Here is a 14,925-nt window from a genome sequence, read left to right on the forward strand (position 1 = left end):
TTCGCCCGGGGCGCTCCGTCAGCGGGCGGTCGTGAGGGACTCCAGGACGCGGTCCAGGGAGGTGCCGAGGTTCCAGCGGGCGGAGAGGGACTCCAGGGTCATCGGGTCGAGCGGCTCGTTCGGCAGGGCGGGGTCGAAGTCGGGGAGCGGGGCGTCGGTGGCCACCCGGACCACGGTGGGGGCGACGTCCAGGTAGGACGAGGCCTCCAGGATGTTGCGGCGCCGGGCCGGGGTCAGCCTGGACGCGATGTCCTGGGCGGCGGTGCGGATGCCGGGCAGGTCGCCGTACTCGTGGATCAGCTGGGCCGCCGTCTTCTCGCCGATGCCCTTCACGCCGGGCAGGCCGTCGCTCGGGTCGCCGCGCAGGGCGGCCAGGTCGGCGTACTGGGCGCCGCGCACGCCGTACTTCTCCAGCAGCAGCGCGTCGTCGGTGACCTGGAGGTTGCCCATGCCCTTCACCGGGTAGAGCACGGTGATCGCCCGGGCGTCGTCGACCAGCTGGAACAGGTCGCGGTCCCCGGTGACGATCTGCACCGGCCCGGCGGCGTGCGCGGTGAGCGTGCCGATCACGTCGTCCGCCTCGTAGCCGGGGGAGCCGATCCGGGCGATGCCGAGCGCGTCCAGGACCTGCTCGATCACCGGGACCTGCGGGGCGAGGGTGTCCGGCACCTCCTCCTCGCCGTCCGTCGCGGCCTCGGCGACCCGGTGGGTCTTGTAGGAGGGGATGAGGTCCACCCGCCACTGGGGGCGCCAGTCGGCGTCCATGCAGGCGACCAGCTGGTCGGGCCGGTGGTCGTGGACCAGCCGGGCGATGAAGTCCAGCAGGCCCCGGACGGCGTTGACCGGCTCACCCTGCGGCGAGCGCAGGGTGTCCGGTACGCCGAAGTAGGCCCGGAAGTAGAGGCTGGCGGAGTCGAGCAGCATCAGGCGGGGTGCGGTCACGCCTCCGATCATGCCGTACCGGGCGGACAGGGCGGGCGACCTCAGTGTTCGTGCGGCCCGGCGCGGTGGACGGGGCCGTGGGCGTCGGCGCAGTGTTCGGGGGTGAGGTCGCCGGGCGTGCTGATCTGCAGCAGCGCGCCGGCCTCGTCCTCGCCGACGTGGTCGACCTGGAGGGTGCTGTGGGTGATGCCGTACTCGTCGGCGAGCCGGCGCTGGAGTCCGCGCCGCACCGCGTGGCAGTCGCCGCCCGGGGTGACCAGGATGTGCGCGGAGAGCGCGGGCTGCCCGGAGGTGATCTCCCAGATGTGCAGGTCGTGGATCTCCTCGACCAGCGGCTGGGCGACCATCCGGTCGGCCACCGCGTCCGGGTCGACGCCCGCGGGAGCGGCCTCCAGGAAGATCCGCCCCGAGTCGCGGACCAGGCCGATGCCCGCCTTCAGCATCAGCGCGACCACGATGAGGGAGGCGATCGAGTCGGCCCGGGCGAAACCGGTGGTCACCATGACCACACCGGCCACCGCGGTGGCGATGAACGCGTACAGGTCGGTGAGGACGTGCTGGAAGGCGCCCTCGACGTTCAGCGAGCTGCGGTTGGCCTTGGACATGCACCAGGTGGCGGCCAGGTTCACGACGATCCCGACCAGCGCGGTCACCAGGACCAGCGAACCGGTCACCTGCGGCGGTTCGAACAGCCGGGCGATCGCCTCGTAGCCGAGCCAGGCGGACAGGACGAGCAGCGTCACGCCGTTGGCCTGCGCGGAGAGGATCTCGGCGCGCTTGAGGCCGTAGGTGTAGCCGCCGCGCGCCGGGCGGGCGGCCAGCCGCATGGCGATCAGCGCGAGGACGATCGAGACGGCGTCGGTGAGCATGTGCGCGGCGTCCGAGATCAGCGCCAGCGACTGGGCGGCGAAGCCGACCACCACCTCGCCGGCCATGAACACCACGATCAGCGCGAGCGCGCTCACCAGCCAGCGGCGGTCGGCGTCGGCGGAGACACCGTGCGCGTGGCCGCCGTGGCCACCGCCGTGGCCGCCGCGCCCGTGCTGGTGGTCATGCTCATGATCATGCTGTGCGTGCTCGTGGCCGGCCATCGAAGTCCTCTCCTGGAGCTCATGAACGCACGGGGGTAAGGGGCGGGGTGCACGACCGCCCCGCACTCGAAGTGAACCGCAGATCCGACGAAGATCCAAAGGCTGCACTGGAGACCGTTGTCATTGCCGCGCCGTAACCCCCGTCGGGTATCCTCGCGCCGCCGCTGAACAGGGGAGACGCGTATGGAGACGACCGGACGGGTGGGTCTGGGCACGATCGCCCGCGCATGGGGCCGGATCGGCATCACCGGCTTCGGCGGGCCGCCCGCGCACATCCTGCTGCTGCGCCGGCTCTGCGTGGAGCGGCGCAAGTGGCTCACCCCGGAGGAGTTCGAGGACGGCATCGCGGCGACCAACCTGCTGCCCGGACCGGCCTCCACCCAGCTCGCGATCCTCACCGCCTGGCGGCTGCGCGGCACCCCGGGCGCGCTGGTCGGCGGGGTCTGCTTCATCGCGCCCGGGCTGGTGCTGATCCTCGCCCTCGCGGCGCTGTTCCTGGCCGGCGACCCGCCGCGGTGGGTGCTCGGCGCGGCCGCCGGCGCGGGCGCGGCCGTCCCGGCGGTCGCCGCGCAGGCGGCCACCTCGCTGGTCCCCGCGAGCTTCACCCGGGCCGGCCGGGGCCGTGCCGCCCGCGCCCGCTGGGGCGGGTACGCGCTCGCCGGGGCGGTGGCGGCCGTGCTGACCGGGCCCTGGCTGGTGCTGGTGCTGATCGCCTCGGGCCTGGCCGAGGTCGCGGTCCGGGCGCGCGGCCGGCGGCCGGCGGAGGGCGGCGGACCCGCGGAGGGCGACGGGCCGGACCGCGCACGCCCCCGCCGTCCGCGGACCGGCCTGCTGCCGCTCGCCGCCGGGCTCCCCGCGCTCGGCGGGCTGGGCGCGGTGGCCTGGGTGGCGTTCAAGGTGGGCGCGCTCTCCTACGGAGGAGGGTTCGTGATCATCCCGCTGATGCGCGACGACGCCGTCGGCCGCCACCACTGGATGACCGACGGACAGTTCCTCAACGCCGTCGCCCTCGGTCAGGTCACCCCCGGGCCGGTGGTGCAGACCGTCGCCGTGGTCGGCTACGCGGCCGCCGGGCTCGCCGGCGGTCTGCTCGCCGCGTCGGTCGCCTTCGCGCCGTCCTTCCTCTTCGTGATCCTCGGCGGCCGGCACTTCGACCGGCTGCGCGCCGACCGGCGGGTGCAGGACTTCCTCACCGGCGCCGGCCCGGCCGTGATCGGCGCCATCGCCGGTTCGGCCGTGCCGCTGGCCGCCGCGCTCGGCACCGGCTGGCAGTGGGGCGTGCTGGCCCTCGCGCTGCTCTGGCTGGTGGCCGCCCGGCGCGGGGTGGTGCTCGCCCTGCTGGCCGCCGGCGCGGCCGGGGTGATCGCCACGGCCGCCGGACTGCCCCTGCCCTGAGCCGGCCCCCGGGGCGGCTCCCCCGGGGGCTACCCCACCTCCACCGGCTCCAGCTGCACCGACCGCGCCGCCGTCGCCGCCCGCACCAGCGCCTGCATCACCCGCAGGTCGTCCCCCTGCTCCGGATGCCACTGCACCCCGAGCGTGAACCCCGGCCCCTCCACCGCCTCCACCGTCCCGTCCGGCGCGTGCGCGCTCACCCGCAGCCCCGTCCCCAGCCGGTCCACCGCCTGGTGGTGGAAGGTCGGCACGGCCAGCTCCGGCTCCGGCAGCAGCCCGCCCAGCAGCGTCCCCGGCACCGGTCGCACCAGATGCGTCCCGTACCGGCCGGGCGAGCCGGTGTGCACGTCCACCTCGACGACGTCCGGCAGGTGCTGGATCAGCGTGCCCCCGCACACCACGTTGAGCACCTGCATGCCCCGGCAGATCCCCAGCAGCGGCATCCCGGCCGCCAGCGCCGCGCGCAGCAGCGCGCTCTCCCAGACGTCCCGCTCCACCGTGTCGATGTCGGTCAGCGGGTGCGGCGGCTGCCCGTAGTAGGCGGGGTCGATGTCCGGCCCGCCCGCGATGACCAGGGCGTCCAGCCGGGCGAGGACCTCCGGCGCGCGCTCCGGGGCGTCCGGCGGCAGCAGCACCGCGATCCCGCCCGAGTCCTGCACGTAGTCGGTGTACCGCTGGGGCACCAGGGCCACCCGACGGTTCCGCCAGTCGCTCCAACTCGCGTCCACCAGATAGGTGCTGACGCCGACAAAAGGCCTGCGTTCCATGGCGCGCATTCTCCTCCCGTCCCGCCTGATCCCCCGTCAACCTCGCCTGTCGGCGCGCCACACCCGTCCGCCCTCTTCCGCGCTCTCCGCGACAGGCCGTACGGTTCGCTGTGACCGCTTGGTCTCGCTGCGTGATCGAGGAGGAGGGCGTCCGCCATGTCCGACCGCACCACCGCGCCCGGCGGTGCCGGGCCCGACCCCGGTACCGCCCCCGGCACCGCGCCGCGCCGCGCCCCGCTGACCCTGAACGAGCTGCGCGCCCTGGTCGACGCCGGCGAGATCCACACCGTCGCCCTCGGCTTCACCGACATGCAGGGCCGCCTCCAGGGCAAGCGCTTCGCCGCCCGCTTCTTCCTGGACGAGGTCGCCGAGCACGGCGCCGACGCCTGCGAGTACCTGCTCGCCGTCGACGTCGAGCTCAACACGGTGGACGGCTACGCGCTCTCCTCCTGGGAGACCGGCTACGGCGACTTCGCGATGCGCCCCGACCTGTCCACCCTGCGGCTGACCCCCTGGCAGCCGGGCACCGCCCAGGTCACCGCCGACCTGGCCGGGGGGGGGGGGGGCCCCCCCCCCCCCCCCCCCCCCCCCCCCCCCACCCCCCCCCAACCCCCCCCCCCCACCCCCACCCCCCCCCCCCCGGCGGGCCCCCCCCCCCCCCCCCCCCCCCCCCCCCCCCCGCCCCGCCCCCCCCCCCCCCCGGCGCCCCCCCCCCCCCCCCCCCCGCGGGCGGGGGGGGGCGCCCCCCCCCGCCGCCCCCCCCCCCCCCGCCAGCTGCTGCAGCGCCAGATCGCCCGGCTGGCCGAGCACGGCTTGGCCGCCGACATCGGCACCGAGCTGGAGTTCCTGGTCTTCCGCGACACCTACGAGCAGGCCTGGCAGGGCGGCTACCGCGGGCTGACCCCGGCCAACCTCTACAACGCCGACTACTCGCTGCTCGGCACCGCCCGGGTCGAACCGCTGCTGTCCCGGATCCGCACCGAGATGGCCGGCGCCGGCCTGGTGGTGGAGTCCGCCAAGGGCGAGTGCAACCTCGGCCAGCACGAGATCGCCTTCCGCTACGCCGACGCCCTCACCACCTGCGACCAGCACAGCGTCTACAAGACCGGCGCCAAGGAGATCGCCGCCCAACTCGGCTGCGCGCTCACCTTCATGGCCAAGTACGACCAGCGCGAGGGCAACAGCTGCCACATCCACCTGTCGCTGCGCGACGCCGTCGGCGCCCCGGCCTTCGCCGCCGCCGACGGCCGGATGACCGACACCATGCGGCACTTCCTGGCCGGACAGCTGACCGCGCTGCGCGAGTTCACCCTGCTGTACGCGCCGAACATCAACTCCTACAAGCGCTACCGCCCGGGCTCGTTCGCCCCGACCGCCGTCGCCTGGGGCCGGGACAACCGGACCTGCGCCTACCGGGTGGTGGGGCACGGCGTCGGGCTGCGGATGGAGAACCGGGTGCCCGGCGGCGACGTCAACCCGTACCTGGCGGTGGCCGGCATGCTCGCCGCCGGACTGCACGGGATCCAGCGGAAGCTGGAGCTGCCCGCCCCCTGTCTCGGCAACGCCTACGCCGTCGAGGACTACGCCCGGGTGCCCGGCTCGCTGCGCGAGGCGGCCGACCTGTGGGGCGCCAGCGAACTCGCCCGCGCCGCCTTCGGGGACGACGTGGTCGAGCACTACCTGCACATGGCCAGGGTCGAGCAGGCCGCCTACGACAGCGCGATCACCGACTGGGAGCGCTACCGATCCTTCGAGCGGATGTGAGCACCATCGACACCACCACCGTGACCGAGGACAGGGCGGCGGCCGGGCCCGCCGACCGCGCCGTCCGCAACCCCGCCACCGGCGAGGTCCTCGGCACCGTCCCCGACACCACCCCCGGGCAACTGGACGCCGCGGTACGGCGCGCCGTCGAGGCGCAGCGCGGCTGGGCCGCCCTCGCCCCCGGCGAACGGGCCCGGCTGCTGCGCCGCTTCGCCGACCAGGTCGAGGTGCACGTCCCCGAACTGGCCGGGATCGAGGTCACCGAGGCCGGCCACACCATCGGCAACGCCACCTGGGAGGCGGGCAACGTCCGCGACCTGCTGGAGTACGCGGCCGGGGGAGTGGAGCGGCTGACCGGGCGGCAGATCCCGGTGGCCGGCGGCCTGGACGTCACCTTCCACGAGCCGGTCGGGGTGGTCGGGGTGATCGCCCCGTGGAACTTCCCGATGCCGATCGCCGCCTGGGGCTTCGCCCCCGCGCTGGCCGCCGGGAACGCCGTGCTCCTCAAGCCCGCCGAGGCGACCCCGCTCACCGCGCTGCGGCTGGCCGAACTCGCCCTCGCCGCCGGGCTGCCGGAGGGCCTGTTCCAGGTGGTGCCGGGTGCCGGGCCGGTGACCGGCCGGGCCCTGGTCGACCACCCGGCGGTGCGCAAGATCGTCTTCACCGGCTCGACCGCGGTCGGCAAGGAGGTCGCCGCCCGCTGCGCGGCCCGGGCCAAGCGGGTCACCCTGGAACTCGGCGGCAAGAGCCCCAGCATCGTCTTCGCCGACGCCGACCTCGAAGGCGCCGCCGATCCGATGTCCTTCCTCGACAACAGCGGCCAGGACTGCTGCGCCCGCAGCCGGATCCTGGTCCAGCGCGAGGCCTACGACGACTTCCTGGCCCTGCTGCTGCCCGCCGTCGAACGGATCCGCACCGGCGACCCGGCCGACCCGCGCACCGCGCTCGGCCCGCTGATCTCGGCCGCGCAGGTCCGCCGGGTGGCGTCCTTCGTGACGCCCGAACTGCCGGTGCTGGCCCGCGGCGCGGTGCCGGACGGGCCCGGCTACTGGTACCCGCCGACGGTGCTGGCGCCCACCCGGGAGGACGCCCCGGCGGTCACCGAGGAGATCTTCGGCCCGGTCGCGGTCGTCCTGCCGTTCACCGACGAGGCGGACGCGCTGCGGCTCGCCAACGCCACCCGGTACGGCCTGTCCGGCTCGATCTGGACCCGTGACCTCGGCCGGGCGCTGCGGCTGGCCCGGGGCGTCGCGGCGGGCAACCTGTCGGTCAACTCGCACGCCTCGGTGCGGTACTGGACGCCGTTCGGCGGCTTCGGCGAGTCCGGGGTCGGCCGCGAGCTGGGGCCGGAGGCGCTGGCGCAGTTCACCGAGACCAAGAACGTGTTCATCCGGACCGAGGAGTAGGAGCACCCGGTGACCCACCAGTCCCACCACCCCCGCGCGTCCGAGAAGTCCGAGAAGGCGGCGCAGCCCGCCGCGCCGGTCTGCCGCCGGCTGGTCGGCCGGACGGCCGTGATCACCGGCGCGGGCAGCGGGATCGGCCTGGCCTCGGCCCGCCGGCTCGCCTCCGAGGGCGCCAAGGTGGTCTGCGCCGACGTCGACGAGACCACCGGCAAGGCGGCGGCCGAGGAGGTCGGCGGTCTCTTCGTGCACACCGACGTCACCGACCCGGCGATGGTCGAGGCGCTCTTCGACGAGGCCTACGAGACCTTCGGCAGCGTGGACGTCGCCTTCAACAACGCCGGCATCTCGCCGCCGGAGGACGACTCCATCCTCACCACCGAGCTGGACGCCTGGCGCAGGGTCCAGGAGGTCAACCTGACCTCGGTGTACCTCTGCTGCAAGGCGGCGCTGCCGTACATGCGCCGGCACGGGCGCGGTTCGATCATCAACACCGCGAGCTTCGTGGCCCGGATGGGCGCCGCGACCTCGCAGATCTCCTACACCGCGTCCAAGGGCGGAGTGCTGGCGATGTCACGGGAGTTGGGCGTGCAGTTCGCGCGGGAGGGGATCCGGGTCAACGCGCTGTCGCCGGGGCCGGTGGACACCCCGCTGCTCCGCGAGCTCTTCGCCAAGGACCCGGAACGCGCGGCCCGCCGGCTGGTGCACATCCCGCTGGGCCGGTTCGCCCGCCCGGAGGAGATCGCCGCCGCGGTGGCCTTCCTCGCCAGCGACGACTCCTCGTTCATCACGGCGAGCGAGTTCCTGGTCGACGGGGGCATCGCCGGCGCCTACGTGACACCGCTGTAGCCCCCGACGGGCCCCGGCGGTCCGGCGGCGAAATCCTCCGAAGTTCGAGTACAACCCTCCTGGGGCGATGCGGGTCTTGTCATGCGAAGGCCGCGGGATCCACCCGCGCCGGTCAACGTTCCAGGGGGGAACAAGATGACCCGCTCGTCCATCGTGCGCCGACTCTCCGGCACCGCCGCCGCCGTCACGCTCGCCGCCGGCGCCGCGCTCGTTTCCGCCGCACCCGTGTCGGCAGCCCCGATCACCAACATCGGGTACGACCTGGAGGTCCGGGCGGTGCACAGCGGCAAGTGCCTGGAGATCGCCGACTGGCGGACCGACGACGGCGCGCCGCTCCGCCAGTGGAGCTGCACCGGCGGCGACAACCAGAAGTGGCGGTTCAACGCCGACGGCACCGTCGTCAACGTGCACAGCGGCAAGTGCCTGGAGGTCCCGGGCTGGAGCCGCCAGCACGGCGTCCAGGCGGGCCAGTGGGGCTGCCACGGCGGCGCCAACCAGCAGTGGGAGGGGTTCAACGCGATGCCCGAGCTGAACTCCCGCGTCATCGGCAACCTCTACGCCTCCGGCGTGCTCGACGTCGCCGGTGCGAGCACGGACGACGGTGCTCCGGTGATCATGTGGTCGCCGGGCACCGGGAACCACCAGCAGTTCACCTTCAACCCCGAGGCGCCGGGCGCCTGATCCGGGCATCCGTCGGGCGGTGCGGGCTCCCGTGCCGCCCGGCGGTGTCGTGCTGCCCAGCCCTTCCGTATGAGGAGACAACTGATGACCGCACGCCCCAACGCCGCCAGACGGCTGTCCGTCGCGGTCGCCGTCGCGCTCGGCGCGGCCGGCGCCCTCGTCGCGCCGGCTTCCGCGGCGGGCTACCCGACCCCCTACTACACGAACTTCGAGTCGGAGATCAAGGCCTCGCACAGCGGCAAGTGCCTGGAGATCGCCGACTGGCGGACCGACGACGGCGCACCGGCCCGGCAGTGGACCTGCACCGGCGGCGACAACCAGAAGTGGCGCTTCAACGCCGACGGCACCATCGTCAACCTGCACAGCGGCAAGTGCCTGGAGGACCCGGGCTGGAACACCGCGCCGCCCGTGCAGGTGGGCCAGTGGGCCTGCCACGGAGGCCTCAACCAGCAGTGGTACTGGAGCGGCCGCAAGACCGACGTGAACCCGAACACGCTCTTCAACCTGCACGCCGGCCTCAATGTGGACATCTCCGGCAACAGCAAGGACGACGGCGCCGCGGCGATCCTCTGGCACGCCGTCGGCTGGTGGCCGACTCCCGACCAGATGAACCAGTACTTCTACCTCACCCTCCCCAAGGGCCCTACCTCCTCCTGAACCTCCGGAGGCGCGTGCCGCTCGGCCGGGGGCGTTCACCTTCTCACCGTAATCTCATCGAAAAGGCCGGGATTCCGGGGTCCAGCTGATTTCGCGCTTATCCGGCTGCCTTTAGATTCTCTGATGTGAGTGAGCAGATCCCCGCCGGGTGGTACCCGGACCCGAAGGACATCACCAGCGACCCGAGGCCACAGCGCTGGTGGGACGGCAAGGGGTGGACGGCCAACACCCGGCCCGCACCCTCGGACGCACCGCCGCCGGAGGCCCCGGCGGCCGGTGCTCCGGGGCCGGACGAGGCCGCCGGTCCCCAGGTGCTGGAGGGCGAGGTGCTGGAGAGCGGGCCGTCGGTCCGCTACCCGGAGCCGCCGCCCTTCGGCACCGCCTACGGTTCGCCGGTGCCGCCGGCCCCGCGGCAGCGGCGCAAGCCGTCCAAGGTGGTGATCGCGGCGGCGGTGGCGGCCGTGCTCGGCCTGGGCGTCGGCTCGGGCGTCACCTACCTGGCGATGGACGACGGCGACCGGCACCACGTCGCGCGTTCCTCCGACACCTCCGGACCGGACGGCGACGGCCGGTGGCGCGGCCTGCCGGACTTCGGCGGCCCCGAGAACAACGGCCCCGGCGACAACGGCAACGGAAACGGCGGCAACGGCGGCAACGGAAACGGCGGCCAGGGCAAGGGCAACGGCGGCAACGGCAAGGGCAACGGCGGCAACGGCAACGGCAACGGCGGCAACGGCAACGGCAAGGGGAACGGCAACGGCAACGCCCCCGGCACCGGCAGCGACAAGGCCGTCGACGTGGTGAACCGCCTCGTCCTGCCCGTCCCGGCCGGCTGGGAGGGTGGCACCACCCGCGACGGCTACGCCGCGCTCAGCATCGGCTCCTACACCTGCGAGGGCGGCGGCACCTGCTCGCTCGGCGGCGCCAACACCGGCCGGATCGACGGCGGCGGCACCGACGCGCAGGCGGCGGCCAAGGCCGACATCGAGAAGGCGGCCAAGGACTCCTACAACGAGATCGCCTCGCACGAGGAGCTCAAGTCCGAGGCGGTCAAGGTGGACGGCCGGGACGGCTACCTGGTCCGCTGGAAGGTGGACGCCGTCAAGGGCAACGACGGCTACGTGCAGACCGTGGTCTTCCCGTCCGCCGACGGCAAGACGCTGGTCTCGGTGCACCTGGGCTTCGACATCGCCGCCAAGGCGCCGGACGTCGCGGTGATGGACTCCATCGTCAAGGGCATCGGCGACTACAGCGGCAAGCTGCCGGCCATCCCGGGCTTCCCGGGCGGCGCGGACGGCGGCAGCGGTACCTCGAACACCTGACGCGCCACGGTTCGGCTCACGCACGGCGCAGGCCCGCCCGGAACACTCCGGGCGGGCCTGCGCCGTCTTCAACGGGGGTGGATCGGCCGGGGCGGGGCCGAACGGGGGATGGAGCGGCCCGGCCCCGGCTTCCGGCGGTCAGCCGTCGTGTCGCACAGCCTCGACCCGACGGCGCCGGAGCACCATGCCGGCCCAGCCGACACTGATCGCGGCGGCACCGGCGAGCAGCAGCGGGCCGGTGGCGGAACCGCCACCCACCGCCGCGCTGTCGGCCGCGACGACCTTGCCGGCGGGCTCCTCGGCGTTGCCGCCGTGCCCGTGGTGGGCGACGGTGGACTTGGACTGGCCGGCGGCGATCTGCGCCTCGCTGGGCGCGGCCGGGGCCTGGGCGGCGAGCGCGGACACCGCACCGGCGGTGGTGGCGCCCTTGCCGAAGTCGATGTCGGAGCAGCTGTAGAACGCCTCCGGGCTGTCGGTGCGCTGCCACACCATGTAGAGCAGCTGACGGCCGGTGCGCTGCGGCAGGGTGCCGCTGTAGTTGTAGTAGCCGTTGTCCGAGGTGCGGGCGGTGGGCACCTGGGCGACCGGCACTGCGTCGAGGTCGGACCAGTTCAGCGGCTTGGTCGGGTCCCAGCTCTGCTTGGTGATGTAGATGGTCTGGTTGCCCTGGTGCGGGGCGGTGACCCGGAACTTGAAGTCGACCTTGCCGGCGGAGACCGAGGTGGCCGGCCAGTCGGCGCGCGGCAGGTCGAGCGCCTTGTACTTGTCGCGACCGGCGGAGCAGAGCTTGCCGTCCGGGATCAGCGCCTGGTGGTTGCCGGAGGCGTTGGCGAGGTTGACCTCGTTCCAGTCGTACAGCGGCTGGGTGCCGCTCAGCGCGACGAGGTCCTTGCAGATCTGCGACTTGGGGGTCTCCGGGCCCTCCGCGTAGCAGGCCGCGATCCGGCTGACCGGGTTGGTGACGGTGCCGTGGGCGCCGGCGGTGCCGATGCCGGCCGCCGAGACGGAGAGGAACGCGGCGCCGATGACGCCGACGGACATGGCGGTTCGCTTGATGGACATGGGGTGGGGACTCCTTGACCGTGAACCGGGTCGAGGCTGTGGGGGAGTGCCGGGCACGTCTGCCCGAGGGGCCGGCCGACCCGGCGTGCGGCCCCTGGGCTGAGCGTATGATTGGACTAGACCAGCTGGCAATAGCGCGTTCTGAGCCACTTTTTGACGGAAAGTGGGCCCTTGAACAGCGCAAAGGCCCGATGGGGCGCCTGAGTTAGGCATCCCATCGGGCCCTCTTAAGGTCCGGCCAAGGTTCCCCGGGCGGCGGATCAGTTCCCGGGAGGGGCGGGGTGCTGTCCGATGGTTCCGTGGACAGGGCCGGTCATGATGACGGTGCCGTTCACCGTCCCGTGGTCGATCGTGTTGACGGTGTGGGTGATCACGACCTGCCGCGGCTGTCGTGGCGTGAACTCCTCCAGCAGGGCGCGCAGTTCGCCCGCGGCATCGGGTTCCTGGCGGAGCAGCCGGCGGATCCGGTTGCGCAGCTCCGCGGTCTGGTCGCCGACCAGTTCGGTGTCGCCGTCCGCCCGGACCACCTCGACCCGGATCTCCTCCAGCTCGGCGGACACCTCCTCGGCGTCCCGGCCGCGCCCCAGCAGCCCCGCGAGCCGCGAACGCAGCTGCGTCCAGGCCTCGGTGGCCATCAGTCCGACCACCGTCGTGGCCCCCGTGGTCACCAGCTGTGCGATCTCGGCCTCCACGGCCTCCCCCTTCGTCCGTTCCGGCGTCCGCTCCCACGGTAGTGGAACCGCGGCCCCGGGTGGAGTCGAGGCGCGCTGGTCAGAGGAAGGTGTGCCCCTCGCCCCGGTAGGTCGGCACGGTGCGCACCACCGCGTCCCCCTCCACGAGGTGCAACTCGGCGAACCGCTCGCAGAGTTCCCCCGCCTTGGCGTGCCGGAACCAGACCCGGTCGCCGATCAGGAGGTCGTCCGCCGCGGCGCCGAGCAGCGGCGTCTGCACCTCGCCGGCCCCCTCCATCGGGTCGTAGCGCAGGCCCGTCGGCAGATAGGGCACGGGGGAGCGGTCCGGGCCGGCCGCGCCGGAGGCCGGGTAGCCGCCGCCGAGCACGGTCACCACGCCCACCCCGGGGCGGCGCACCACCGGCTGGCCGAACAGCGCGGCCGGGCGGCCGCGGAAGGCCCGGTAGTGGTCGAACAGCTGCGGCTGGTAGAGCCCGGACCCGGCCGCCACCTCGGTCACCGCGCGCTCGGCCACCGTCGACTCGACGCTGCCGGTGCCGCCGCCGTTGACGAACTCCAGCTCGGCCACCCGGCGCAGCATCCGCACGGTGGCCGCCCGGCGCTCGGCCAGCTCGGCCCGAGCCCGCGACTGCATCATCCGCACCAGTGCGGAGCGCACCGGCCGCCCGGGCACCGCGTCGCCCACCCCGGCGACGTGCCCCTCGTAGGCCATCAGCCCGACCACCCGGAAGCCCCGGCGCCGCTGCACCAGTTCGGCGAAGGCGGCCACGTCCTCGGGGGTGCGCAGCGGGGAGCGGCGGGCGCCGACCCGCACCCGGCCGCCGAGCAGCTGCAGCGCGGTGTCCAGCTCCAGGCAGACCCGCACCTCGGCGGTGCCGGCCCGGGCGGCGTCGACCAGGTCCAGCTGGGCGGGGTCGTCCAGCACCACGGTGACGGCGGCGGCGAGCTCCGGATCGGCGGTCAGCTCGGCGAAGCCCGCCCGGTCGCTGGAGGGGTAGGCGAGCAGGATGTCGCGCAGCCCGGAGCGGGCCAGCCAGAGCGACTCGGCGAGGGTGAAGCCCATCACCCCGGCGAAGCCGTCCACCGCCAGTACCCGTTCCAGCAGGGCCCGGCAGCGCACCGACTTGCTGGCCACCCGGACCGGCTTGCCGGCGGCCCGGCGCACCAGGTCCGCGGCGTTGGCGTCGAAGGCGGCCAGGTCGACGACGGCCACCGGGCCGTCCAGGTGGGCGGTGGCCCGGTCGTACCGGGCGCGGTCGGCGGCCGGGGAGGGGGCGGACGCGGGGCGGTCGGCGCCGGTGGCGGCGGCTCGGAGCGTGGCCATGGGCGCAGACTGCCACACCGGGTCTACCGGCGGGTAGGGGGCGGACGGGGGACCTTCGGTCCGTGTGGGGGACGGGGGCCGGTGGCATAGGGTCGGCCGGGTGGACCGCAAAGACTTCTCCAACCCGGCGTTCGTCGGCAAGAACATCCCCGACCCGGGCTTCTCCGGCGACGACGGCACCGCCGACCCGGTGCTGGCCGCCGCGCTCGCCCGCTGGGCGCAGGACCGCGCGGCCGAGCCGGAGGTGCTCGCGGCGCTGACGCCGACCCGGCTGATGGTGCCGATCGTGGCGATCCTCGGCGAGGTCGAGGTGGACGCGCACGGGCACCGGCACGAGAAGACCAGCGACATGGCCGTCCCGGTGCTGGAGGCCGCCGACGGCCGCCGCGCGCTGCCGGCCTTCACCTCGCTGGAGTCGCTGGCCCGCTGGCGCGCCGACGCCCGTCCGGCGCCGACCGCGGCCCCGCAGGCCGCGATGGTCGCCTTCTCCGAGCGGGCGGACACCCTGCTGGTCGACCCGGCCGGGCCGGTGCCCTTCCAGCTGTCGGGGGCCCGGCTGCGCGCGCTGGCGGAGAACCGGCCCTACCTGCCGCCGGCGGCGGACCCCGAGGTGCGCGAGGCGGTCCGGGCGCTGCTGGCGGCCGAGCCGCAGGTGACCGCGGGGCTGCTGGAGGCGGCCGAGGACTCGGACGGGGTGCTCGCGGTGATCCTGGACCCGGCGCTGGACCAGGCCGGGATGCAGGCGGCCGCGCAGCGGGTCGGGCGGGCGGTGGCCGCCGACCCGGTGCTACGGGTGCGGCTGGACCGCGGTCTCGACCTGGCGGTGCTCCCGGGGAGCGCCCAGCTGCCCGGTGAGCCGCTCTACCGGCGCTGACGGCGAACGGCGGTGGGGGGGGGGGCGGGGGGCCCCCCCCCGCCGCCCCCCCCGGGGGGGGGGGGGGGGGGTGAGGGGAGCCGAGGGGAAAGGGCGGGCCCG

13 protein-coding genes and 2 pseudogenes are annotated in these 14,925 nt (G+C 74.5%); 9 read left to right on the forward strand and 6 right to left on the reverse strand.

What is annotated here, in order from left to right; all coding sequences use genetic code 11:
* Window positions 1-18: 18 nt before the first annotated feature.
* Window positions 19-924, reverse strand: a complete 906-nt coding sequence (locus ACFC0B_RS20380; RefSeq protein WP_376087465.1) for a 5'-3' exonuclease H3TH domain-containing protein — start codon at window positions 922-924, stop codon at window positions 19-21.
* Window positions 925-983: 59 nt separating this feature from the next.
* Window positions 984-2,033, reverse strand: coding sequence for a cation diffusion facilitator family transporter (locus ACFC0B_RS20385; RefSeq protein ID WP_376087351.1), 1,050 nt, complete (start codon window positions 2,031-2,033; stop codon window positions 984-986).
* A gap of 183 nt (window positions 2,034-2,216) precedes the next feature.
* Here ACFC0B_RS20385 and chrA point away from each other — a divergent pair, with 183 nt between their 5' ends.
* On the forward strand, window positions 2,217-3,428 hold the full coding sequence (chrA, locus tag ACFC0B_RS20390) for a chromate efflux transporter (protein WP_376087353.1): 1,212 nt from the start codon (window positions 2,217-2,219) through the stop codon (window positions 3,426-3,428).
* 29 nt (window positions 3,429-3,457) lie between these two features.
* Here chrA and ACFC0B_RS20395 read toward each other — a convergent pair whose 3' ends face one another.
* Window positions 3,458-4,195 carry a gamma-glutamyl-gamma-aminobutyrate hydrolase family protein gene (locus ACFC0B_RS20395; protein ID WP_376087355.1) on the reverse strand — a complete coding sequence of 246 codons (738 nt, stop codon included), beginning with the start codon at window positions 4,193-4,195 and terminating at the stop codon, window positions 3,458-3,460.
* Between the two features lie 243 nt (window positions 4,196-4,438).
* Here ACFC0B_RS20395 and ACFC0B_RS20400 point away from each other — a divergent pair.
* The 7 genes and pseudogenes from ACFC0B_RS20400 to ACFC0B_RS20430 all read left to right on the forward strand — a co-directional run.
* Window positions 4,439-4,768: pseudogene (locus ACFC0B_RS20400) on the forward strand (glutamine synthetase); the annotation flags it as partial.
* A 183-nt stretch (window positions 4,769-4,951) separates the two neighbouring features.
* Window positions 4,952-5,959, forward strand: a pseudogene (locus tag ACFC0B_RS20405) (glutamine synthetase family protein); the annotation flags it as partial.
* A 20-nt stretch (window positions 5,960-5,979) separates the two neighbouring features.
* Window positions 5,980-7,365, forward strand: a complete 1,386-nt coding sequence (locus ACFC0B_RS20410; protein ID WP_376087467.1) for an aldehyde dehydrogenase family protein — start codon at window positions 5,980-5,982, stop codon at window positions 7,363-7,365.
* Window positions 7,366-7,455: 90 nt separating this feature from the next.
* Window positions 7,456-8,211: a 3-oxoacyl-ACP reductase gene (locus ACFC0B_RS20415; RefSeq protein WP_344330579.1), complete on the forward strand. Its 756-nt coding sequence runs from the start codon at window positions 7,456-7,458 to the stop codon at window positions 8,209-8,211.
* A 135-nt stretch (window positions 8,212-8,346) separates the two neighbouring features.
* Entirely contained in the window at window positions 8,347-8,892 is a 546-nt protein-coding gene (locus ACFC0B_RS20420) for an RICIN domain-containing protein (RefSeq protein ID WP_376087357.1), read from the forward strand.
* Between the two features lie 84 nt (window positions 8,893-8,976).
* Entirely contained in the window at window positions 8,977-9,549 is a 573-nt protein-coding gene (locus ACFC0B_RS20425; protein ID WP_376087359.1) for an RICIN domain-containing protein, read from the forward strand.
* Window positions 9,550-9,674: 125 nt separating this feature from the next.
* The gene (locus tag ACFC0B_RS20430) at window positions 9,675-10,871 is read left to right on the forward strand and encodes a DUF2510 domain-containing protein (RefSeq protein WP_376087361.1); all 1,197 of its coding nucleotides are present in this window, start codon (window positions 9,675-9,677) and stop codon (window positions 10,869-10,871) included.
* Window positions 10,872-11,009: 138 nt separating this feature from the next.
* Here ACFC0B_RS20430 and ACFC0B_RS20435 read toward each other — a convergent pair whose 3' ends face one another.
* The 3 genes from ACFC0B_RS20435 to ACFC0B_RS20445 form a co-directional block, all read right to left on the reverse strand.
* A complete protein-coding gene (locus ACFC0B_RS20435) occupies window positions 11,010-11,933 on the reverse strand; it encodes a lytic polysaccharide monooxygenase (protein WP_376087363.1) in 924 nt (307 codons plus the stop codon).
* A gap of 260 nt (window positions 11,934-12,193) precedes the next feature.
* Window positions 12,194-12,625: a hypothetical protein gene (locus ACFC0B_RS20440; protein WP_376087365.1), complete on the reverse strand. Its 432-nt coding sequence runs from the start codon at window positions 12,623-12,625 to the stop codon at window positions 12,194-12,196.
* Between the two features lie 79 nt (window positions 12,626-12,704).
* Window positions 12,705-13,949, reverse strand: a complete 1,245-nt coding sequence (locus ACFC0B_RS20445) for an alanine racemase (protein WP_376087367.1) — start codon at window positions 13,947-13,949, stop codon at window positions 12,705-12,707.
* 100 nt (window positions 13,950-14,049) lie between these two features.
* Between ACFC0B_RS20445 and ACFC0B_RS20450 the strand changes: the two genes are divergently transcribed.
* Window positions 14,050-14,823 carry an SseB family protein gene (locus ACFC0B_RS20450; protein ID WP_376087369.1) on the forward strand — a complete coding sequence of 258 codons (774 nt, stop codon included), beginning with the start codon at window positions 14,050-14,052 and terminating at the stop codon, window positions 14,821-14,823.
* Window positions 14,824-14,925 lie beyond the last annotated feature (102 nt).

The sequence above is a fragment of the Kitasatospora sp. NPDC056184 genome (assembly GCF_042268405.1).
Taxonomy (GTDB): Bacteria; Actinomycetota; Actinomycetes; order Streptomycetales; family Streptomycetaceae; genus Kitasatospora.